General features: G+C 36.4%; 21 protein-coding genes. 11 read left to right on the top strand and 10 right to left on the bottom strand.

Going from position 1 to position 22,829, the window contains the following annotated elements; genetic code table 11:
- The first annotated feature begins 1 nt into the window (after window position 1).
- Window positions 2-1,405 (top strand): TolC family protein, encoded by a 1,404-nt coding sequence (locus QSV08_RS18000; protein ID WP_324025086.1) that lies wholly within the window; start codon window positions 2-4, stop codon window positions 1,403-1,405.
- Window positions 1,406-1,463: 58 nt separating this feature from the next.
- Complete coding sequence (locus QSV08_RS18005) at window positions 1,464-2,075, top strand: thioredoxin family protein (RefSeq protein ID WP_324025087.1); 612 nt, start codon at window positions 1,464-1,466, stop codon at window positions 2,073-2,075.
- Here QSV08_RS18005 and QSV08_RS18010 read toward each other — a convergent pair.
- The 7 genes from QSV08_RS18010 to QSV08_RS18040 form a co-directional block, all read right to left on the bottom strand.
- A complete protein-coding gene (locus QSV08_RS18010) occupies window positions 2,058-2,786 on the bottom strand; it encodes a hypothetical protein (RefSeq protein WP_324025088.1) in 729 nt (242 codons plus the stop codon). The genes QSV08_RS18005 and QSV08_RS18010 overlap by 18 nt on opposite strands.
- A gap of 68 nt (window positions 2,787-2,854) precedes the next feature.
- Window positions 2,855-3,565 (bottom strand): tRNA pseudouridine(55) synthase TruB, encoded by a 711-nt coding sequence (truB, locus tag QSV08_RS18015; RefSeq protein ID WP_324025089.1) that lies wholly within the window; start codon window positions 3,563-3,565, stop codon window positions 2,855-2,857.
- Between the two features lie 22 nt (window positions 3,566-3,587).
- A complete protein-coding gene (locus QSV08_RS18020; RefSeq protein ID WP_324025090.1) occupies window positions 3,588-4,385 on the bottom strand; it encodes an undecaprenyl-diphosphate phosphatase in 798 nt (265 codons plus the stop codon).
- Entirely contained in the window at window positions 4,386-4,649 is a 264-nt protein-coding gene (locus QSV08_RS18025; RefSeq protein ID WP_073240777.1) for a DUF3098 domain-containing protein, read from the bottom strand. It abuts the gene before it with no gap.
- A 9-nt stretch (window positions 4,650-4,658) separates the two neighbouring features.
- Window positions 4,659-5,537: a cell division protein FtsX gene (locus QSV08_RS18030; RefSeq protein WP_324025091.1), complete on the bottom strand. Its 879-nt coding sequence runs from the start codon at window positions 5,535-5,537 to the stop codon at window positions 4,659-4,661.
- Between the two features lie 43 nt (window positions 5,538-5,580).
- Window positions 5,581-6,711, bottom strand: a complete 1,131-nt coding sequence (locus QSV08_RS18035; protein ID WP_324025092.1) for a DUF664 domain-containing protein — start codon at window positions 6,709-6,711, stop codon at window positions 5,581-5,583.
- A 30-nt stretch (window positions 6,712-6,741) separates the two neighbouring features.
- A complete protein-coding gene (locus tag QSV08_RS18040) occupies window positions 6,742-8,616 on the bottom strand; it encodes a T9SS type B sorting domain-containing protein (protein ID WP_324025093.1) in 1,875 nt (624 codons plus the stop codon).
- Window positions 8,617-8,799: 183 nt separating this feature from the next.
- On the opposite strand from QSV08_RS18040, the gene QSV08_RS18045 reads away from it, so the two are divergent.
- From QSV08_RS18045 to QSV08_RS18065, 5 genes are all read left to right on the top strand, one after another.
- A complete protein-coding gene (locus QSV08_RS18045) occupies window positions 8,800-9,660 on the top strand; it encodes a UbiA family prenyltransferase (protein ID WP_324025094.1) in 861 nt (286 codons plus the stop codon).
- An 83-nt stretch (window positions 9,661-9,743) separates the two neighbouring features.
- Entirely contained in the window at window positions 9,744-12,560 is a 2,817-nt protein-coding gene (gene leuS / locus QSV08_RS18050; protein WP_324025095.1) for a leucine--tRNA ligase, read from the top strand.
- An 88-nt stretch (window positions 12,561-12,648) separates the two neighbouring features.
- Entirely contained in the window at window positions 12,649-12,903 is a 255-nt protein-coding gene (locus tag QSV08_RS18055; protein ID WP_324025096.1) for a SemiSWEET family sugar transporter, read from the top strand.
- Window positions 12,904-13,042: 139 nt separating this feature from the next.
- Entirely contained in the window at window positions 13,043-14,143 is a 1,101-nt protein-coding gene (gene ald, locus QSV08_RS18060) for an alanine dehydrogenase (protein WP_324025097.1), read from the top strand.
- A gap of 135 nt (window positions 14,144-14,278) precedes the next feature.
- Window positions 14,279-14,974, top strand: a complete 696-nt coding sequence (locus QSV08_RS18065; RefSeq protein WP_324025098.1) for a zinc metallopeptidase — start codon at window positions 14,279-14,281, stop codon at window positions 14,972-14,974.
- A gap of 53 nt (window positions 14,975-15,027) precedes the next feature.
- On the opposite strand, the gene QSV08_RS18070 is transcribed toward QSV08_RS18065, so the two are convergent.
- Complete coding sequence (locus QSV08_RS18070; protein ID WP_027065872.1) at window positions 15,028-15,498, bottom strand: Lrp/AsnC ligand binding domain-containing protein; 471 nt, start codon at window positions 15,496-15,498, stop codon at window positions 15,028-15,030.
- A gap of 149 nt (window positions 15,499-15,647) precedes the next feature.
- Window positions 15,648-17,021 carry a saccharopine dehydrogenase family protein gene (locus QSV08_RS18075; RefSeq protein ID WP_324025099.1) on the bottom strand — a complete coding sequence of 458 codons (1,374 nt, stop codon included), beginning with the start codon at window positions 17,019-17,021 and terminating at the stop codon, window positions 15,648-15,650.
- 81 nt (window positions 17,022-17,102) lie between these two features.
- On the opposite strand from QSV08_RS18075, the gene QSV08_RS18080 reads away from it, so the two are divergent.
- From QSV08_RS18080 to pckA, 4 genes are all read left to right on the top strand, one after another.
- A complete protein-coding gene (locus QSV08_RS18080) occupies window positions 17,103-17,495 on the top strand; it encodes a DUF423 domain-containing protein (RefSeq protein ID WP_324025100.1) in 393 nt (130 codons plus the stop codon).
- A gap of 61 nt (window positions 17,496-17,556) precedes the next feature.
- Window positions 17,557-19,023, top strand: a complete 1,467-nt coding sequence (locus tag QSV08_RS18085) for an SLC13 family permease (protein WP_324025101.1) — start codon at window positions 17,557-17,559, stop codon at window positions 19,021-19,023.
- Window positions 19,024-20,151 (top strand): glycerate kinase, encoded by a 1,128-nt coding sequence (locus QSV08_RS18090; RefSeq protein WP_324025102.1) that lies wholly within the window; start codon window positions 19,024-19,026, stop codon window positions 20,149-20,151.
- Window positions 20,152-20,409: 258 nt separating this feature from the next.
- Complete coding sequence (pckA, locus tag QSV08_RS18095) at window positions 20,410-22,026, top strand: phosphoenolpyruvate carboxykinase (ATP) (RefSeq protein WP_324025103.1); 1,617 nt, start codon at window positions 20,410-20,412, stop codon at window positions 22,024-22,026.
- Window positions 22,027-22,083: 57 nt separating this feature from the next.
- On the opposite strand, the gene QSV08_RS18100 is transcribed toward pckA, so the two are convergent.
- On the bottom strand, window positions 22,084-22,827 hold the full coding sequence (locus QSV08_RS18100; protein ID WP_324025104.1) for a uroporphyrinogen-III synthase: 744 nt from the start codon (window positions 22,825-22,827) through the stop codon (window positions 22,084-22,086).
- Between the last annotated feature and the right edge of the window lie 2 nt (window positions 22,828-22,829).

The following is a 22,829-nucleotide window of genomic DNA, read 5'->3' on the forward strand; positions in this document are numbered from 1 at the left end:
GATGAAGAGAATTGTTGTCTTTTTATATCTGATAACTGGGTTGTTTGCGAATGCCCAGACTGTAGATTCTGTACAGCTAAATTTTAGAGAGTATTTGGGTTATGTGAAAAAGTATCATCCTATTGCTAAACAAGCAGAGATGGTGATGAGCATAGGTCAGGCAAATCTAATGAAAGCACGTGGTGGTTTTGATCCTAAGATATCTCTAGATTATTCTACGAAAGAGTTTAAGGGTACGGAGTATTACGATTTATTGAATTCAACTTTTAAAGTGCCTACATGGTACGGCATAGAGTTGAAGGGTGAATTTGAGCAATATTCTGGGGAATACTTGAACGCAGAAAGAAATGTCCCCGATGACGGACTCTATAGTGCCGGAGTCGCGCTGTCGCTAGGTCGTGGTTCTTGGATAAACGAGCGAATGGCCACTGTAAAAAAAGCAAAGTTCTTTAGGGAGCAGTCAAAAGCAGATAGAGATTTATTGGTAAATCAGATTTTGTTCGATGCCTCTTTGGCATATTTCAATTGGTTGCAAGCCTATAGAAATAGTTTGTTGTTCAATGATTTTTTATTGAATGCTAAAGTCCGGTTGAAGGGCGTTAACCGAAGTGCACAAGCAGGTGAAATTGCAGCTATCGATACGGTAGAAGCAAAGATTTCAGTACAGAATAGAGCGTTAGAGCGTGAGCAGGCTAATGTAGCTTTGCGTAATGCTAGATTAGAACTTTCTAATTACCTGTGGATGGGTGAAAATATTCCGATGGAATTGCAGCAAGATGTTGTACCAGATACATCGTTAGATACCGAGATAGATCAAGCTTTAGAAATTTTAGGAAAACCATTGGATAGTTTTGTGTTAGAGAATCATCCGAAGTTAAAATCATTAGGCTATAAAATTGATGGTCTGGTTGTGGATAAGCGACTAAAAACGAATAAGCTGTTGCCTAGAATAGATGTGGAATATAAGTTTATTACAGATGAGCCACAGTACTTAAACTCATTTGAAAAACAGAATTATAAAGCCGGACTAAATTTTGAACTTCCGCTATTTCTTAGAAAAGAAAGGGGAGATTTAAAATTGGCGAAATTGAAACTAAAAGACGCGCAGTTCGAGCTTGATAATGCTGAGGTTCAGATTCAGAATAAAATAACCGCTATCTACAATGAATTAGATTCTTTTGAGAATCAGAATGTATTGATAAATGATATTGTAGCGAGTTATGAAGCTTTGCTTGCGGCCGAAGAACGAAAATTCAGTTTTGGCGAAAGTTCACTTTTCTTAATTAATTCAAGAGAAACCAAATTGATAGATGCGGTTTTAAAACAAAACCAGGTAGAGAACAAATACTTTACGGCAAAGGCTAAGTTGTTCAATAGTTTAGCGGTGAATCCTGAGAATTTGTAAGCATTGTACTTTTATTACTACTAAAGCGTTCGATTAAAGTATATAAATTAGTATTCGCATGGAATTAGTAATAGAAGATTTGATTAAAAAAGGATTAGCGTCAAGTTATAGTTATTCAGCATACAGAACATTGGTTTCAGATTTGGCTGAAAAAGGTGAGGCTACTGGTCCTGAACAATCAGAGGCATTATCGCAGTATACCCAATTAAATAATAGCCGTATGCGCCGATGGGATAAAACCTTGAAGTTTAGCGACGAGGCTGTAGCCAAAATTAAAGCTGTCGATCAGAAAATTTCGTGGTTGGTATTATCAGAAAGTTGGTGTGGCGATGCTTCACCTGCATTACCAGTAATGAATAAGATTACTGAGTTAAATTCGAATATATCGTTGTCTATAATTCTTCGCGATGAGAATTTAGATATCATGAACCAGTTTTTGACCAACGGTGGTATGTCTATACCAAAGTTAATTGCGATAGATGAAGAGGAGAGTGCTGTGGTGGCAACTTGGGGTCCTAGGTCAATGAAGGCAACACAGTTAGTTGAAGATTATAAAGCTGAACATGGTAAATTAACACCTGAGTTCAAACAAGACTTACAGGTTTTTTATAATAAAGATAAAGGGCAAAGTATTTTAGGAGATCTGCTGAAGTTACTTCCCTTGAAATAAGTAAGTAATCGTTCCTTTCTGAGAATCTTTATCAGATGAATTAAATCTTGCTTTTAAAGCGTAATTAATAGCGTTTTCAACAAGGCATCCGTTAGAAGTACCAGAACTTTTCTCGTTATAATCTGCTTCGGTAACATAACCTAAAGCATTTACTTCAATATTGATAACAACTTTTCCTCCTTCGATACAAGTATATATCGGAGGGGGTAATTTATAATTATTTCTATCTACTAAAGAATACGAAACTGAAGTTCTTCTTGCCGCAAGGTTATTTGTAAACTCTTTCTTTTGCGCTTCCTTTTCGCCTAAAAGTTGTTTTTTTTCTTCTCGCTTTTTAGCTAGCGCTTTTACTCTTTCAGAATAACCTGAATCAGAAATTAGATTTTCGGTAGGATCGCCATCGCTCATCTCATTGCGCTCTTCCATTAACTCTTCTAGAGTTTGTAACGGCTCTGGATTACCATAACTAGGCTTTGCCGTTTCGTTAAAAGCTAAATGACTTTTAATAGGGTCTGCGTTTGCTAAATCTTCTTTTGGCTCCTCTTCTTTTAGAATTTCTTCTAAAACCTCAGGGTCCATGACCATTTCAACAACATAGTCTTCTTTAGATTCTTGTTGACCACCAAACTGAATATTATACAATACCAGCACTACAATAGACAAGCTAAAGATAGTGGCAAGTAATGATAATTGTTTTCTGTTCAGATTCATGGATATATAACCTTAATAATACCAAAATATTTTAGAAGATCGATAAAGGGTAATCAATAGTTTATTGTCTATTTTTCTTCTGCACCTAATAATAAATCAGCAAAGACTAAAGGGTCTTGAGCATTATCTACGTTAAAATCACCTATTTTGGTTCTTCTCAATGCCGTTAAATGTGCACCAGAATTCAGCACTGCGCCAAAATCATGAGCAATAGATCGAATATAAGTGCCTTTGCTGCAAGCGATTCTAAAGTGAATATTTAAGCCATCGATAGCGGTAATATCAAAAGCACTTACATTTACTTTACGCTTTGGTATGTCAACTGTTTTACCTTCGCGAGCCAATTCATAAAGTCGCTTACCATCTTTTTTTAAGGCAGAGAAAACAGGCGGTGCCTGGTCAATATCACCTATAAATTGATGGGTGGTAGTTTTTATAAGATCAGGGGTAATGTGGTCTGTTGCGAAAGTTTCGTTTATTTCTGTTTCAAGATCATAAGAAGCTGTAGTGCCGCCTAAGGTAAAAATACCTGCGTATTCTTTTTCTTGACCTTGGTATTCTGTAATTTTCTTAGTGAACTTTCCAGTACAAATGATAAGGAGACCCGTTGCTAACGGATCCAATGTACCTGCGTGTCCGATTTTAAATTTCTTTAAACTGAACTTTTTTCTGATAGCCCATTTCAACTTATTGACAGCCTGAAAAGACGACCATTCTAGTGGTTTGTCGATTAATAATACCTGACCGTTTAAATAGTCTTCTTGGGTCAAATCTTTCATGAATTTGGGAGTTTAGGTAGTACTACGGATTAGTGAATCCGTATATAACGGCAATCAATCCTACAACAAGACAGTAGATGGCAAAATAGGATAGCTTGCTTTTGCGAACCAGTTTAATCATCCATGTACAAGCAGCAAGACCGGCAAGAAAGGCAGCAATAAAACCAGCGCCCATTGCGATATTGTTTTCTCCATCAAAATTTAGATCTCCGCTCATAATGTCTTTTGCGATTTTACCGAAAATTAATGGTACAACCATTAAGAAAGAAAATCGAGCAGCTTTCGATTTGTCTACACCTAAAAGAACAGAAGTAGAAATGGTAGCTCCACTACGAGAAATGCCAGGTAGCATTGCAATTGCTTGAGAGATACCAACTATAAAAGCATTTTTGAAACTTACCTTTTTATCAGTATCCTTAGCTTTATCTGCAAAATATAGAAGTACTGCCGTAATGATAAGCATAAAGCCTACAAAACGAATATTACCGCCAAATAATTCTTCTAATTGTTCTTCAAAGAACAAGCCAATGAATACTGCGGGTAGCATAGAGATAATAATCTTAGCGGAAAACTGACTTTCTTCGTTCCATTTAAATTGAAACAAACCGCTTAAAATTTCCCAAATATCTTTTCTGAAAACAACAATGGTACTAAGAGCAGTAGCAAAATGAAGTATTACGGTAAATAATAAACTATCTTCTGGTACAGAGTTGTCTCCTAAAATGGCTTTACCCAATTCTAAATGACCGCTTGAAGAAACGGGTAGAAACTCGGTTAATCCTTGAATAATGCCGAGTATAATTGCGTCTAAAGTATCCAATTAATCTTTCTTTTTGTGGGGGTTCAATAAAATGGCATAAATTTCTATACCTAAGCCAATAAGCACTAAAGTAGGTGCTAGCCTAATTCTTCTAAAATTATAAATTTCAGGGTTAAATACGTTGGGGTCATCGCTGCCGCCACCGCTCATTAAAATAAAACCTATCGCAATACAGGCAAGACCAATGAACATGAACATGTAATTTTTCTTCTGAAAAATAAATTCTTGTTTAGCGTGCTGTTCCACTTTGTTGTTTTTACTCATGCCGCAAATTTAATAATATAATTCGTCCGTTCTAAGATTTAAGAAGCGTTGGGTCGCAAAATAGGTGCTAATGAACGAAATAAGTATTCCCAATAGAAAAACACTAACAAATAAAATGACTAAAATATAAGGTTCATCGAATAACCCTAAATCTTGAAAATTAGTATTTACATAATATACGACGCCACCAATAGCCAATAAAGCAATTGCTGCACCGATCATACCTAGTTTAATATTTTGCCATATAAATGGTCTTCTTATAAAGGTCTTTGTCGCCCCAACCATTTGCATGGTTTTGATGATAAATCTTTTAGAATAGATAGATAAACGTATAGAACTATTAATTAATAGAACTGCGATAAAGGTAAAAATAGCGCTGGCTACCAAGATCCAGAAACCTATTTGTTCAACACTTTTGGCTACCATGCTTACTAATACCTTGTCGTAACTAACTTCATCAACAAAACTCTTTTCTGAAAGGGTATCGGCAATTTCTTGTACTTTCTCGGCAGTAACGAAATCTGCATTCAACTTTACGTCGATAGAGTTCTTTAGCGGATTGTAGCCTAAATAGTCAACAAAGTCTTCGCCGATTTCTTCGCTATGCTGTTCTGCAGCTTCTTCTTTAGATACGTACGTAGATGATTTCGTGTATTCAGACATTGCCAATGTCTTTTGAAGCTGTTCGATCTCAATTTCTTTGGTGTTTTCTTTTAAGAAGACAGAGATGGTGATTTGTTCTTTAGAACGATCTGCCATTTTTTTGGTATTTAAAACCAGTAATCCTAAAATGCCTAATAGGAATAAGACCAATGCAATACTTAGCACCACAGAAAAATAGGAGGAGATGAGTTTGCGTCTTTGATAATTTTCGAAGGAGTTCGCCATAAACTTAAAATTCTCTGTAAAAATAACAAAGTAACCTTATACTTTAGTTTTTATTTAGTTTAGGAAGCGTTAAAGGTTCGGGAGCTGGCGGAATTCTTTTTCTTAATAAAAGCATTTGACCAAGATGACTAGATTGATGTTCCATTACATGAAACCATGAAAAGTGATTGTTAATGCTTGATCCTGGGTAAACTTCTGCTAACCAAGCGTCATCTCTAGCTTTGAAATTTTCTTTAGTTTTTGCTCTAACTTTTTTCCATAGATTAAAGTAGTAACTAGCTTCTTTCCCGTTGATACTGTTACGTGCATCCTCTCCAAGAGCCATTGCGATATCTAATAGTTTAGTGTCTTCCTCATCATATTCCATTTCATCAAAAGTCAAGTTTTGGTAATATACTTCGGTAGCAATCAAGTGCATGATAAGTGCCCCTATAGAATTTGCCTCTTTATCCATGATGTGATCTAATTCCCTGACATCTAAAGAGCTCATTTGCTTTTCTATTCTAATACTTAAATTGTCTAGCATGGTAATTAAAGTGCCAATTTGTGGAGAATACCCATCAATAGGACCAATAAGATCAGATTTGTCTTTTACTACACCCTCGCCGACAATAACAATAGCATTTTTGCCATCAGTAGTATCACTGGTGTTTTTGAAAGTGAACTCTTTAATTTTTACAGGATTGTCTTGGCTAATGCCGCTAATCCATCCCAAGATTCCTTTGTCATTTAATCGTGTTTCAAAACTTGCATTTTTAATATCCAGTTTTTCAAACGAACCATCTGGTTTTTCTGTTTCTACAACAAAATTGTCATAATAGAATTCTCCGTTACCACTGCATAGTCCGCCGAATACCAGGGCTTTGGCATTCTCGTCTATTTCACCTTCAATAGTGTATGAATTCCAATCTTTAGAAAGAATAGGTCGGTCTCCCATGTTATCAAAAAAACCATTTTCACCGTTTTTAGTATCTACTCTAGCCCAAAGTCCAGACCAGCTGTCAGTATTCTCGCCAATAGTTTTAGCCGATGCGGTCACTCTGAATTTAATTTTTTGATCTGTAGTAATGGTAATAGTTTGAGCAAAAGAAGTCCATTCACGAGATATTTCTTTCTGCGAAAAAGATATAAATGTTGATAGGATAAGAGTTAATACAAGAAGTTTAGTTTTCATTATTCATTTTTTTAAAATAGATAGTTTGCCTTAACGTTTTAAACTGAAGTGTCCCTTAAATTGAGTAGAATCAGCTTCAATTAAATACCAATAATCATCTTCTGGCAATCGTTCACCTTGAAAAGTGCCATCCCAAGATGTGGAATTTGTATTACCGAATTTTAAGAGTTTCCCGTAGCGATCAAAAATTGAAATCATAACAGTGTTAAACACCTCTAATCCGTCAGGTTCAAAAATATCATTATAAGAATCTCCGTTCGGTGTAAAGAATTTTTGAATGACCAGGTGATAAAAATCTTGGGTTACTACGCCGCAATCTGTATTATCTTGAACGTAAATAGTGTAGAATCCGCCTTCTACAGCTTCAAAAATGTTACTAGATTGAAATGAAATTCCGTCTAAAGAATATTCAAAATTTCCATTGTTAGAAGTAGAAACGACTATTGACGGTCCGTCAGATGTTATTTTATCAATTCTAGGTAAATCTATTTGTTCAACTGTGAAGGTGCGTTTAGCAGAGCAGCCATTTGCATTGGTAATGCTAACATCATAATCTCCAGGTTCGGTAACATCGATTGTTTGAGTTGTCGCACCTGTAGACCATTGATACATGGCATTCTCAACTTCGGCATCTAGCGTGGTAGAAGAATCTTCACATAAAAAGGTACTAATGTCACCAGGTACTACGGGTAAAGGGTTGACGGTTAAGGTAACTGCAGTTCTAGTAGTAGATGCGCATTCAATTTCTGTGGAATTGGCTTCTGCATAATAGGTGCCAGCAATGTCGATTTCTAAGTTTCGATTATCAGATAAAATCAAATTACCGCCAGTAGCGGCATCGTACCAGTTAATAGAATATGCGTTTTGTGTATTGACCGATAAAGTGCCTAATTCACCTTCGCAGATAGTTACGTCTCCGTTATTTGTTGGGGCAGGCGGAATGGGTAGAACGGTAATATCAAAAACGTCAGATACCACATTGCATAAATCGTTATTTACATTGGCAATATCTTCTGCAATTTTTGTTCTAAAATAAGTGGTAGCAGTAACTGCCGGAGTATTTAGAATTGCACTATTCTCACCGGGTATGTCTGTCCATATTTGTTGGTCTGTACTTTGCTGCCATTGGTAGGCATGGGTGCTAAAAACAGAAGCATCTGGTGTTGCGGTCAATGTTCTTGACACACTGCCTTGGTCAGCACAAACAACTAAGCTGGCTTCATCAGCTGCAGTTGCAATAGTAACATTATCGCCACAAGATCTAAATAAAATGTCATCTATAGCGAGGTCATTACCGCAGCCGCCATTACTATTGTTTCTCATTTTTAGAATAACAGAGGTTTGCCCAGGTGCGGTTTTAAAAATTAAGGCATATTGCTCCCATACGGTAGTGCCAATACCAGATATACTGCCCGTATCGCCTTGTGCAAGCATGTTGGTGTCTGTCTGGTCCCATATTTGAAAACGAACATTAACAGGTATGCTGTTGCCTTCGCAGCTACCTGCGATTTGTAAATTAATAAGCCATGATGAAAACTCATACGTAGTATTTTCGCACAAGCCTGTTACTTGGCGTTGGTAAAACTCACCCGCAGTAAAACTTGCATTAACAATAAAAGATTTGCCGTTACTGTCGCCTGGTGTGTGGTCTTCAATTGAAAGCCAGTCGTAGTAATTAGTAGAGCTCGAAATGGTATAATCACCGTCATTTGGGGTGCCAGTGGTGAAGTTATAAGTGGTGGTGCCGGCGGGTAATGCTGGTCCGTCGGTGGTGCCAGAGCCAAAATCTTCGGTAAAAATTGGGTCTCCAGAATTACCGCCACAAAAACCTAGTTGCGCGTGCAATGAAGTTATGCCGCAACACGTTAGTAAAATAGTAAGTAGAAAAAATCTGGAGTACATCATATTCACTGGTTAAAGATATACTTTTTACTACGATGAATAAATAATCTCAATTCAAGATATGGAGCCTATTTTGAGATTGGTATTTTTACTCGATAATTGAGATTTAAATAAAATTTTCAATTCATTGCTTCGCGGACTTGCCAAGAGGTTGTTAACCAAAGTGATCACCTAATTTTTGATAATATGTTTAATCTATTGGATTTAAAGATATCTAGACCCGGACTTTGGTTTCCTACTATTTGGATTTATTTAGTTCCTTTTGCAAATCAGGTGGATTATTGGCAGTCGGTTAATTTTTGGCTCGGTTTGTTCTTCGTCACCTTCCCCTTAAATTATTTGGTTTATGGTCTTAACGATTATAATGATATAGATGCTGATGCCGTTAATGATAGAAAAGGAAATTTTCTATTTGGCGCCAAGGCTTCAAAATCGCAACTCAAAGGTGTACTGACTAAAATTACCATTCTGACATCGGTATTTGTAATTGCCTTCACCTTTATTTCTGGGTTGAAAATGTTCTTTCTGCTGCTGTTTATGGTGGTCGTGAACATTCTTTATAATTTTAAGCCGTTCAGAATAAAAGAAAGACCTCCGTTTGAAATTCTAATTCAGGTAGGGTATGTGGTTACGGTATTCTTTTCAACAGAACTGAATAATTTAGAAACGCTGCCGTGGCAAACATTGGTGTATTTGTCATTATTTGCATTTCAAGCACATATTGCTGGTGAAATAATGGATATTGAGCCAGATTTAGCTTCGGGCAAAAGAACCACCGCTACATTGATAGGGCGTAAAAATTCAAAATTTTTGATGCTCTTGATATTGGTATGCGAATCTGTTTTGGTTTGGTATTGGTTTGAAGATGTGGTGTTGGCATCATTTCTTGGTCTCTTTTCGGCATTTATGGTATTAGATATTTTTGTAATATTTAAAGGTAGAGCGTATGCCTTGCCAGAAATGAAATTGTTTGGTTATCTCATTAACTTATCGGCATTGGCATCTATGCTTTGGGTACTCTACGGCGGAAAGTTATTGATGGTTTAACCGAAACAGTATCAATGATGTTATTCTTTCGCTTTTAGCAGAATAAACCTATTTTTGCGACTTACAGAAAAGAAGTAAAGATCATGCAATACAATTTCAACGAAATTGAAGCCAAATGGCAAAAATACTGGGCAGAACATCAAACATTTAAAGCAGAGAACGATTCTGATAAAGAAAAGTTCTATGTGTTAGATATGTTTCCTTATCCGTCTGGTGCGGGGCTACATGTTGGTCATCCGTTAGGGTATATTGCAAGTGATATTTATGCGCGTTACAAAAGGCATAAAGGGTTTAATGTATTGCACCCACAAGGCTACGATTCTTTTGGTTTGCCGGCAGAGCAGTATGCCATACAAACAGGGCAGCACCCTGCAGTTACTACTGCAGCAAATATTAAAACATACAGAAGACAGTTAGATCAATTAGGTTTTTCTTTTGATTGGAGTAGAGAAGTAAGAACTTCTAGTCCCGAGTATTACAAGTGGACGCAGTGGATATTTATTCAGATTTTCAATTCTTGGTATAATACCGATACTGATAAAGCAGAAGATATAGAAACCTTAATTTCTAAGTTTTCTTCGGATGGAAATGCCAATGTAAATGCCGTTTGTGATGATGATATAGCATCCTTTTCTGCGGATGAGTGGAATTCTTTTTCTGATGTCAAAAAACAAGAAATATTATTACAATATAGATTAACGTATTTGGCAGATACTGAGGTAAACTGGTGTCCTGCACTAGGTACGGTATTGGCAAATGACGAAATAGTAAACGGAGTGTCAGAACGTGGTGGTCACCCGGTTGTTCGTAAAAAAATGACTCAGTGGAGCATGCGTATTTCTGCATACGCACAACGTTTATTAGATGGTTTGGCGAAAATCGATTGGCCACAGCCATTAAAAGATTCACAAACCAATTGGATTGGGAGAAGTCAAGGAGCATCTGCAACTTTCAATGTAAATGGTCACGATGCTGTTATTGATGTCTTTACTACCAGACCCGATACTATTTTCGGAGTGTCATTTATGACCTTAGCTCCAGAGCATGAGTTGGTAAGTGAAATCACAACGGCAGAACAAAAAGCTGAGGTTGAAGCATATATTGAAGCAACAGCAAAACGTTCTGAGCGTGATCGTATGGCAGATGTAAAAACCATTTCAGGTGCTTTTACAGGTGCATATGCTGAGCATCCTTTTACTAAAGAACCTATTCCGATTTGGATTGGTGATTACGTATTGGCTGGTTATGGTACAGGAGCTGTAATGTCGGTACCATGCGGAGATCAGCGTGATTATGATTTTGCGAAACATTTTAATATTGATATCCCAAACATTTTTGAAGGTGTAGATATTTCTGAAGAAGCACATGCCGATAAAGATAAAACGGTGATAGCGAATAGCGATTTCTTAAGTGGTTTACCGTATAAGAAAGCGATGAAATTGGCTATTTATGAATTAGAGAAATTAGGACAAGGCGAAGGAAAAATAAACTATCGTTTACGTGATGCTGTTTTTAGTCGCCAAAGATATTGGGGAGAACCATTCCCAGTATATTATGTAGACGGAATGCCGCAGATGATTTCTCCAGAACATTTACCGATTAAGTTACCCGAAGTAGAGAAATATTTACCAACTGAAACTGGTGAGCCGCCATTAGGAAATGCTGAGGTTTGGGCTTGGGATACTGTAGCAAATAAGGTTGTAAATAATAGCGAGATAAATAATACCACTGTATTCCCGTTGGAATTGAATACCATGCCAGGTTGGGCCGGTAGTTCTCAGTATTTCAATAGATACATGGATCCAGAGAATAGTGAAGAAATATTCTCACAGAAAGCCATTAATTATTGGCAAGATGTAGATTTATATATAGGCGGTAGCGAGCATGCAACAGGTCATTTATTATATTCTCGTTTCTGGCAAAAATTCATGTTCGATAAAGGATTGGTACCTAAAGATGAATTTGCTAAAAAGCTTATTAATCAAGGAATGATTACTGGGACTAGTGCTTTTGTTTATAGGGATGAGGATGGAACTTTGATATCTAAAGGATTAATAGAAGGAAGGAATGTAACTCCAATTCATGCAGATGTTTCATTGGTTAATTCTTCGGATGAGTTAGATGTTAAGGCATTTAAAAAATGGTTGCCAGAATATGCTAAAGTTGATTTCGTATTAGAGGATGGAAAGTATGTGGTAGGTCGCGAAGTCGAAAAAATGTCCAAATCTAAATACAACGTCGTTAATCCTGATGCTATTTGTGAGGAGTACGGTGCCGACAGTTTGCGTTTATATGAAATGTTCTTAGGTCCTTTAGAGCAATCTAAGCCTTGGAACACGGCTGGTATTACTGGTACACATTCTTTCTTAAAGAAACTATGGAGACAGTTTCATACAAGTGGAAATGCATCATTTTTGGTTAGTGAATACGAGCCTACTAAAGATGCTTGGAAAACATTACACAAAACCATTAAAAAAGTAGAAGAAGATATAGAGAACTTCAGTTTTAATACATCGGTATCTACATTTATGATCTGTGTAAATGAACTTTCATCTCAGAAATGTGTAAGTAGACAAATATTAGAACCTTTGGCTATTTTGGTATCGCCGTATGCACCACATATAGCAGAAGAGCTTTGGAGTAAATTAGGTCATACAGAATCTATAGCTACAGCGCCTTTTCCGAAGTTTGAAGAAAAGTATTTGGTTGAGAGTAGTAAAGAATATCCTATTTCTTTCAATGGTAAAATGAAGTTTACTTTAGAGCTTTCTTTAGATTTATCAAAAGATGAAATAGAAGCTGCGGTAATGGCAAATGAAAAAACACAGCAACAGTTACAAGGTCGTGAACCTAAAAAGGTAATTGTAGTGCCAGGTAAAATTGTCAATATAGTAGGGTAGTTAAGAGAATATATTTAAAAGAAGAGGCGATATTTATCGCCTCTTCTTGTTTATTGGATTTACTTGTGCGGTTGTAAAATATAAAAATATGGACAGTGTCGAAATCTTAGGTTTGGTCGCAGCTACTTTAACCACAGCGGCATATGTGCCACAGGTATATAAAACCTGGAAAAATAAATCTGTAGAAGATATTTCCCTCACCATGTATACTGTATTATTAGTAGGGGTTTTGCTTTGGTTGCTTTATGGTATAAGTATAAATAGTCTTCCTGTTATTTTAGCAAATGGAATTACATCTACCCTGTTAATTTTAATGATTATAATAAAATTTAAGTATAAATAAGAATACACCCCATAATTTTATAGGGGTCAATATGTATAAATACATATTTTTATCAATCAACCCCTACGTTTTATCGAATTATTGTTTGTTATCTGCGTAATTAGTATCAATTTTGCAGTATAACATAAATTGATAAATCATGATTGTTGGTATTCCAAAAGAAATTAAGAACAATGAAAGCAGGGTAGGTATGACACCTGGCGGGGTTTTCGAATTGGTAAAGAACAACCACAAAGTATATGTTCAGTCAGATGCTGGTGAAGGCAGTGGTTTCTTCAATCAAGATTATCAACAAGCAGGGGCTATAATTCTAGATACTATTGGTCAGGTATATGCCATGAGCGAAATGATCGTAAAAGTAAAAGAGCCTATTGAAGAAGAATATAATTTAATTCAAGAAGGTCAAATACTTTTTACTTATTTCCACTTTGCATCAAGTGAAGCTTTAACGAAGGCAATGATCAAACAAAAAGCGGTTTGTATCGCTTATGAAACGGTAGAAGATGAAGAGGGTACTTTACCCCTTTTAACACCAATGTCAGAAGTAGCCGGTAGAATGGCAATTCAGCAAGGTGCTAAATATTTAGAGAAACCTGTAAAAGGTCGTGGTGTATTATTAGGTGGCGTACCAGGTGTAGCTCCAGGTAAGGTTTTAGTCTTAGGTGCTGGTGTAGTGGGTATACAGGCTGCTAAAATGGCAGCAGGTTTAGGGGCTCACGTAACTATCTTAGATGTAAACATGAAACGTCTACGTTATGCAAATGATGTAATGCCACCGCATGTAGTAACAGAATTTTCAAACGAGTTTAATATTCGAAGACTTATAAAAACGCATGATCTAATTATTGGAGGTGTTTTATTGAAAGGAGCTAAAGCTCCGAATTTGATTACAAGAGACATGTTGAAAGAAATGAGACCTGGTACCGTAATCGTTGATGTTGCTGTGGATCAAGGCGGATGTGTAGAAACAACCAAGCCTACCACGCATGAAGACCCTATTTATATTATAGATGATGTAGTGCATTACTCCGTTGCAAATATGCCGGGTGCAGTACCTTATACATCGACAATGGCATTGACCAATGTAACTTTACCTTTTGCTTTGAAATTAGCAAATTTAGGATGGGAAGCAGCATGTGAGAAAGATGCATCTTTAAAGAAAGGATTAAATATCGTAGAAGGAAAAATAGTGCTCCAAGAAATTATTGAAGCCTTTGGTTGGGAAGAAGTAGTTGCCTAATCAATACATTCTGTCAGTATAATAGACCTCGCCAGTTCTAAAAAGGAATTTGGCGGGGTTTTTGCTTTTATATAAATAGATTCTTAAAAAGTAAGGATCTTTAGTATATTTAATCGATTTAAAAATTGAAAAGTTATGATGGGATATTATATACTGCTCGGAGCAATCGCTTTGGTCAGCTGGTTAGTAAGTAATAAGTTAAAGAGTAAGTTTAAGTTTTATTCTAAGGTTCATTTAAAGAATGGAATGAGCGGTGCTGAGATTGCTGAAAAAATGTTAGCAGATCATGGTATTAGAGATGTAAAAGTAGTTTCTACGCCTGGGATGCTTACCGATCATTACAATCCTGCTAATAAAACAGTAAATCTAAGTGAAGGTGTGTATAACCAAAGAAATGCTTCAGCTGCTGCAGTTGCGGCTCACGAATGTGGTCACGCTGTGCAACATGCAGAGGCTTATGAATGGTTGGGCTTGCGTTCAAAATTAGTACCTATAGTAAATGTAACATCAGGCATGTCGCAATGGGTAGTTTTTGGTGGTTTGGCATTAGGTGCCGCTGCCGGATTAGGATTTGGTTATTGGGTAGCTGTAGCTGGTCTAATAATGATGGGTATGGCAACAGTATTTAGCCTTGTAACCTTGCCAGTTGAGTATGATGCTAGTAATAGAGCATTGGCATGGTTGAAAAATAAAAATATAGTTACACCAGAAGAATATAAAGGTTCTGAAGACGCTTTGAAATGGGCTGCACGTACTTATTTGGTAGCTGCAATTGGTTCATTGGCAACTTTAGTGTACTGGGGATTACAAGTTTTTGGCGGTAGAGATTAAGCTACTGTTAGTATCGAATATAAAAAAAGCCTTCCCAAGTGGGGAGGCTTTTTTTATATACTTATTTGCCTGTCTATTTGCTGCGCTAATGATATAAAGGTTTCGGTTCTTGAAACCCCTTCAATGGCTTGTATTTCTTTATTTAATACCTGCATTAAGTGTTCGTTATCTCTACATAACACTTTTATGAGGATAGACCAGTTTCCGGTAGTGTAGTGGCATTCCAATACTTCAGGAATTTTCTCTAGTTGTTTTACCGCCATTGGGTTGCTCATAGCTTTGTCTAGATATATTCCAATATATGCCATGGTAGTATACCCCAATGATTTAGGGTTTACAATAAATTTAGAGCCAGATAAAAGTCCCGATGCTTCTAGTTTTCTTAAACGTTGATGTATGGCTGCGCCAGATATTCCAATACTTCTCGCAATTTCAAGTACTGGCTTACGGGCGTCTTCCATTAAAAAACGCAAGATTTTTTTATCTATACCATCAATTTTAGCCAAAGAAGTCGGTGTTTTCATGTTTTTTTCAAATCAATAACCTCGACCCAAGGGTACGAGGTTTACTTATCAATATATCATTTCGAGGCAAACCTCGAAAAATTAAGTCCTCAGTGAGGGTTTAAAACATAAATGTACTTATTTGGTTTCAATATGATAGTTAAAAAGCACTAGTTAACTACAGAATTCGGATTATAGCCTAAATACGGTATTTCGTATTCTTTAAAATTGACTCCGTAATCTTCAAGTTCTTTTAATATAGGTTCGTAAACTTCTTTGGTGATAGGAATCTGAACACCTGGGGTCGTAATATTGCCATTCAATATTTTTAGAGCAGCCATGGCTACGGGTAAACCTACGGTTTTTGCCATTGCCGTAAACGTTTGGTTTTCACCTGTAACTACCAGTTTAGAATCTATTTGTTTCTTTTCTCCGTTTAATTCGTAACCGAATTTATGATACATAACAATCATATCTTTCTCTTCGGCTTTAAGCGTCCAGCTGTCTTCTAGAATTTTCTGAAGTGCTTGGGCTGGTGTTGCATTGGGAATTCCGATTAGTTTAGTGTCGTCAAAAATGTTCAGTTCCAATAATTTATCCCAACGGATATCATCTTGATCCAACTTCAGGTAATGCCTAAGCTTTAATTCAACAGAATCGGTAGGTGAATACGGAAGAAATAGATTAATGAATTCACGATAATTCATTTTTTCAGAGTTTTCTATAGCATACGTATCGTCGGTAGCACCTAATTGAATAAACATATTCCATGCTTTCGAAAATCCTACACGACGCATGGTACCTCTGTATATGGTTAAGGCGTCTTGTAATTTATAAGCATCTCTGTAGTTTAAAGAATCGCGATTGGCATATCCTTCAAAACGACCATATCCTTCTATTTCAAAGAATTCGGTACGTCTAAACAAGCGATGGTAAGGTATATACTTATAGGTGCCTTCTTGTAAGAATTTAGCAGTACCACCTTGACCGGCAAGCACTACGTTTCTTGGGTTCCAAGTAAATTTATAATTCCAAAGATTGTTGTCGTATTCAGGGGCAACTAATCCGCCACAGAAAGATTCGAACAAAATTATTTTCCCACCTTTATCACGAATACGATCGATCACCTGCATGGCACTCATATGGTCAACACCAGGGTCTAAGCCTATTTCGTTCATGAAAACGAGTCCCGCTTCCTTCACCTCTTTGTCAAGAGCCAATAATTCTGGACTTACGTACGAGGCTGTAACCAAATGCTTTTTAAGGCGAACACAATCTTCTGCAACCTTAATGTGAAAACGGGCAGGAAGCATAGAGATAACGATGTTTGAGTTTTCAATAGCCTTTTGCCTTGCTGTTTCGTCAAAAATATCGAGTTTTATAACGTTGCAATGTTTGTGATTGGCAATCGAAGGGGAAATTGCGTCAGGGTTGATATCACCAATGGTGATCTCTAAATTTTCGGTTTCAGATTTACCTAAAAGGTAATCTAATAAATAAGAGGTTGATTTACCTGCGCCTATAACAAGAATTTTTCGCATCATTCGATTTCAGTATTTTTGATTACTAACGATTTACTAAGGTATCAAATTGTTACATTTATAAAGAAAGTTATAGAAAAAGTTATGAAAAAAACAATTTTAGGTACAGCGTGCCTGTTTGGAATGCTAGCGGTAGTGTTAGGTGCATTTGGTGCACATGGGTTAAAAAAATTAGTAGATGTACAAGCGGTAGCCACTTTTGAAACGGGAGTTCGGTACCAAATGTACCATGCATTTTTTCTATTTGCACTTGGGTTATTGCCTACTGGGCTATTGAAGTCTAAAAAAGCGATTTATATCTGTACGGTAGTTGGTGTGGTGCTATTTTCGTTTTCAATTTACCTATTAGCATTGAATTCTTTGGTAGCATTCGACTTTAAGGTATTAGGTATTGTTACCCCTATCGGTGGTTTATTTTTAATTGCAGCTTGGGCAATGATAGGTTACGGAATTATGAAATCTAAAATTGAGAATTAGAAGCTTAATTAGGTCGTTTTAGCACTTAAAAAACGTATTTTCATTCTGTAATGGTACTTCTATGAGTAAAACAAAGTTATTAGGACTAGTCTTGGGTCCGCTTTCATTTATACTAATTCTTTTCTTTTTTCATCCGGTCGGACTTTCAGAGCAAGCCAATGCAGTATTAGCTTCTACAGTTTGGATTGCCATTTGGTGGATCACCGAAGCGATACCTATTGCAGTAACAGCATTGTTGCCATTAGTACTTTTTCCGCTCTCTGGCGGGTTAGACCTATCATCAACCTCTGGTTCATTTGGTCACAAGTATGTATTTCTATATATGGGAGGATTCATAATTGCCATTGCCATAGAAAAATGGAATCTACATAGAAGAATAGCATTGAATATTATCAATTTTATTGGGTCAGATGTTCGAAAGATAATTCTTGGCTTTATGCTGGCAACTGCATTTTTGTCAATGTGGATATCTAATACGGCAACCGCTGTAATGATGCTACCTATTGGTTTAGCGATAATTAAGCAATTAGAAGATAATCCTGATACTGCAGAAGATGAAAACAAGACTTTTGGTAAAGCGCTAATGCTGGCAATTGCTTATAGTGCTTCTATTGGTGGTGTGGCGACATTGATAGGTACACCTCCAAATTTAGTATTGGCAGGTGTTGTTTTTGATACCTATGGTTATGAAATTACATTCATGCAATGGTTTGCGTTCGGACTGCCAATTTCTATCATTCTAATTTTTATATGTTGGAAATACTTGACTAAATATGCTTTTCAGTTTAAGCAAAAATCTTTTCCCGGAGGAAAACAAGAAATACAACGCCTGTTATCTAATCTTGGTAAAATATCATATGAAGAGAAAGTTGTGGCATTCGTTTTTGCATTAACAGCTTTTTGCTGGATCACGCGTTCGTTTCTATTGCAGAAAATATTACCTGGTTTAGATGATTCTATTATCGCTATATTCTTTGCGATAGTATTGTTCCTAATCCCTTCAAAGAAAAAAGGGGAGAAAATTATTAATTGGGAAGAAGCGGTAAAAATGCCTTGGGGAATTATTCTCTTGTTCGGTGGCGGTATGGCATTGGCAAAAGGTTTTGAAGTTAGTGGTTTGGCAGTTTGGATCGGTAGTCAAATGACAACATTGGCTGGTTTGCCGATAATTGTGTTGATATTAATATTGATAGCAGCAGTAAACTTCTTAACAGAAATAACCTCAAATTTGGCAACAACGGCAATGTTGTTGCCCGTTTTGGCGCCAATGGCATTGACAATAGATGTTCACCCGTTCGTATTAATGGTGGGTGCAGCGGTCGCGGCATCATGTGCTTTTATGTTACCGGTAGCCACACCACCAAATGCTGTAGTTTTTGGTTCTGGGTACCTGAGAATTCCTGATATGGTGCGTAAAGGATTCTTTATGAATATTATTTCTATCATTATATTAACCTTTTTCGTATATTTTGTACTCCCAGAGTTATGGGATATTTCAATAAATAGTTTCCCCAACAAATTCAAATAAATGAGGCTATTACTTATACCAGATAAATTTAAAGGATCGCTAACCAGTGAAGCTTTTACAAAGGCTTTTATTTCGGGTGTAGAGAAATCGGGCGTTTCTTTTACTTCTCATTTCATCAAAGCATCAGATGGTGGCGATGGTTTTATGAATGCCGTGGCAAGCTATAGGCCATGTATTGCTATGCAGGTAATTAGTGAAAATCCGTTAGGCAAGTTAATTCAATCGTACTATCTATATAATCAGCAAACTAATTCGGCATATATAGAATTGGCAAACGCTTCAGGTATGGAGTTGTTGAAGCCAGAAGAACGAAACCCAATGTTAACTTCTACATATGGTACAGGTTTACAGATCAAAGATGCCGTCGATAAAGGTGTTGAACATATTTATTTAGGTTTAGGTGGTAGTGCTACAAATGACGGTGGTATAGGTATAGCTCAAGCTTTAGGCTATGTGTTCTTAAATGATGAAGGGCAAGAGTTAGCATCCATAGGGTCTAGTTTGCAATTAATACATAGTATCGATGATTCGGCTGTTTCAGATAAGGTGAAGCAGGCAAATTTTTATGCAGTAAATGATGTTACCAATCCGTTATTCGGAGAAAATGGAGCATCTTATATGTACGCCAAGCAAAAGGGAGCTACAGATGTTATTATTGAAGATTTAGATAAGGGACTTAGAAATTTAGATGCCGTGGTTTCTAAAAAATACAAAGTTAATAACGGAGAATTACCAGGTGCAGGTGCGGCTGGAGGAACAGCCTTTGGGTTAAAATCTTTTTTTGATGCAGAAATGTTAAGCGGTATAGATTTTATTTTAGAACTATCGGATGTACATAAATTATTGGCTCGAGAGAAATTCGATTATATCATTACCGGTGAAGGTAGAATTGATAAGCAAACATTAAACGGTAAATTATTACAAGGGATACTTAATTTGGGTAAAAAATACCATTTGCCTGTAATTGCAATTTGTGGAAAATTAGAAATTTCAAAAGAGGCATTACTGGAGAGCGGTATTTTTGATGTATTTGAAATTCAAGATAACAGTAAAGATCTTGAATATAATATGAAGCACGCAGCGCTGCTTTTAGCTACAAAAACAGCTGATTATTTTAATGTAAAGTGAAAATAAAGGCTATAAAAAATAGTCTATTTTTTTATTCATTTCTTAAAATTATACATACAAAATAGCAATAATGTATTTAAAATACGTTATTCCTTTATAATGTGTATTAAAAGAGATAAAGTGTCTGCGGATATTTTTCATTTATTATGATTCTTTAATCGAATTCGTATTTCGACGAGAAATGGCGCTAATTGAGCTCTGAAAATCAGTGGTTCAGCTTTTATTTTTTTAGTTTTACACGAACAAATTTTCTAAAGCATGAAAAGCTCAATGACAAATGCGAATACCATATCCCTTAAAAATTATGGGATTACACACGCCAATTTTCATTATCAGGAAACACCAGAAGAACTTCAGAAAGCCACTCTAGAAATGGATATGGGAGTTGAAACCAGCAATGGAACACTTGCGGTCAATACTGGTGAATTTACAGGCAGATCCCCTAAAGATAGATTTATTGTAAAAGATGATATCACAAAAGACAAAGTCTGGTGGGGCGACATTAATATTCCGTTTGAAAAGGAAAAATTTGATGCATTATACACTAAGGTAATTGCCTATTTAAACGAAAAAGAACTTTTTGTTAGAGATAGTTATGCTTGTGCAGATGAAGATTATAAACTGAACATTAGGGTTATCAATGAGTATCCTTGGTCGAATATGTTTGCTTATAATATGTTTTTGCGCCCTACGGAGGAAGAATTAAAAGATTTTACTCCTGAGTGGACGGTAATCAACGCACCAGGCTTTATGGCCGATGCAGAAGTTGACGGAACAAGACAGCATAATTTTGCAATCTTAAACTTTACAGATAAAATTGCATTAATTGGAGGAACAGGATATACCGGAGAAATCAAAAAAGGAATTTTCTCTGCCTTAAACTTTATTTTGCCAGTATACAAAGAGACTTTGCCAATGCATTGTTCTTCTAATATTGGTGAAGATGGCGATACAGCAATCTTTTTCGGATTATCAGGAACAGGAAAAACAACCTTATCAACAGATCCTAATAGAAAATTAATAGGTGATGATGAACATGGTTGGACGAGTAGAAACACCGTTTTCAACTTTGAAGGTGGTTGTTATGCGAAGGTTATCAATTTATCTGAAGAGCAAGAACCAGAAATTTATGGTGCTATCAAGCCAGGTGCAATATTAGAAAATGTTGTATTAGATGATAAGGGCAATGTAGATTTTGCAGATACTTCAATTACACAAAATACAAGAGTTAGTTATCCAATTCATCATATCGATAACATTCAACAACCATCTATTGGTAAGAATGTAAAGAACATATTCTTTTTAACTGCCGATGCATTTGGTGTACTACCTCCAATATCAAAGCTTACTCCTAGTCAGGCTGCATATCACTTTATATCTGGTTATACTGCTAAGGTTGCAGGTACAGAAGCTGGTGTTGTAGAGCCGGTACCATCGTTTTCTGCATGTTTCGGTGCGCCATTTATGCCATTGCACCCAACAAAGTATGCTGAAATGTTGAGTAAGAAAATGAAAGAATCTGGTGTAGATGTATGGCTTGTAAATACAGGCTGGACAGGTGGACCTTACGGTATTGGAACTCGTATGAAATTAAAGTATACTAGAGCGATGATCACAGCGGCCTTAAATGGCGATTTAGGCTTGTATTCTTATGATAAGTACCATATTCACTCTGTATTCGGTGTAGCGCAACCTAGAGAGTGTCCGGGTGTGCCAACGTCAGTATTGAGTCCGAGATCAACTTGGAACGATGATGAGAAATATTATACCACTGCATTTAAATTGACAAATGCCTTTAGAGAAAACTTTAAAAAGTTTGAAAGTTATGCCAGTGAAGAAATAAGAAGAGGCGGACCGCAACGGTACGCATTTTAAGACAATAAAAAAGCCTTGCATTGCAAGGCTTTTTTTATATAAAGTAATGTGAGTGTATTATTTATTTACGCTCATAATATATTTCTGTAATGCCATCGTCATAGAAGGTGTCTCAGGCGTCGGTGCTTTGATATCTATACGTAAGCCAGCTCCTGTAGCTGCATCTACCGTAGAGTTACCGAAAACAGCTATTCTAGTTTCCTTTTGATCGAAATCTGGAAAATTCTGTAATAAGGATTCAATGCCAGACGGACTAAAAAATACCAAAATGTCATAGTATACATTTCTTAAATCAGAAAGGTCGCTAATTACAGTTTTGTAAAAAATGGCTCTTTTCCAATTGATACTTAAAGAATCTAAAGTATCAGGTACATCTTGTTTAAGTACATCTGAAGAAGGAAGTAAGAATTTTTCATCCTTATATTTCTTGATCAATGGTACTAAATCTGTAAATAATCTTTTTCCAACGTAAATTTTACGTTTTCTGTAGACGACGTATTTTTGAAGGTAATAGGCTACCGCTTCAGATTGGCAGAAATATTTCATAGAATCTGGCACTTTAAAGCGCATTTCGTCTGCGATTCTAAAGAAGTGGTCTACTGCGTTTCTGCTTGTTAATACAATCGCGGTAAAATCATTCAAATCTATCTTTTGCTGTCGCACTGTTTTTGCGTCAACTCCTTCTACATGAATGAACGGTCTAAAATCAACCTTTACTTTCTCTTTGTCAATAAGCTTGGAATAGGGGGAGTTTTCCATTTTCGGCTCAGGTTGAGAGACCAAAATCGTTTTTACTTTCATAT

The organism is Maribacter sp. BPC-D8, assembly GCF_035207705.1.
Lineage (GTDB): Bacteria > Bacteroidota > Bacteroidia > Flavobacteriales > Flavobacteriaceae > Maribacter.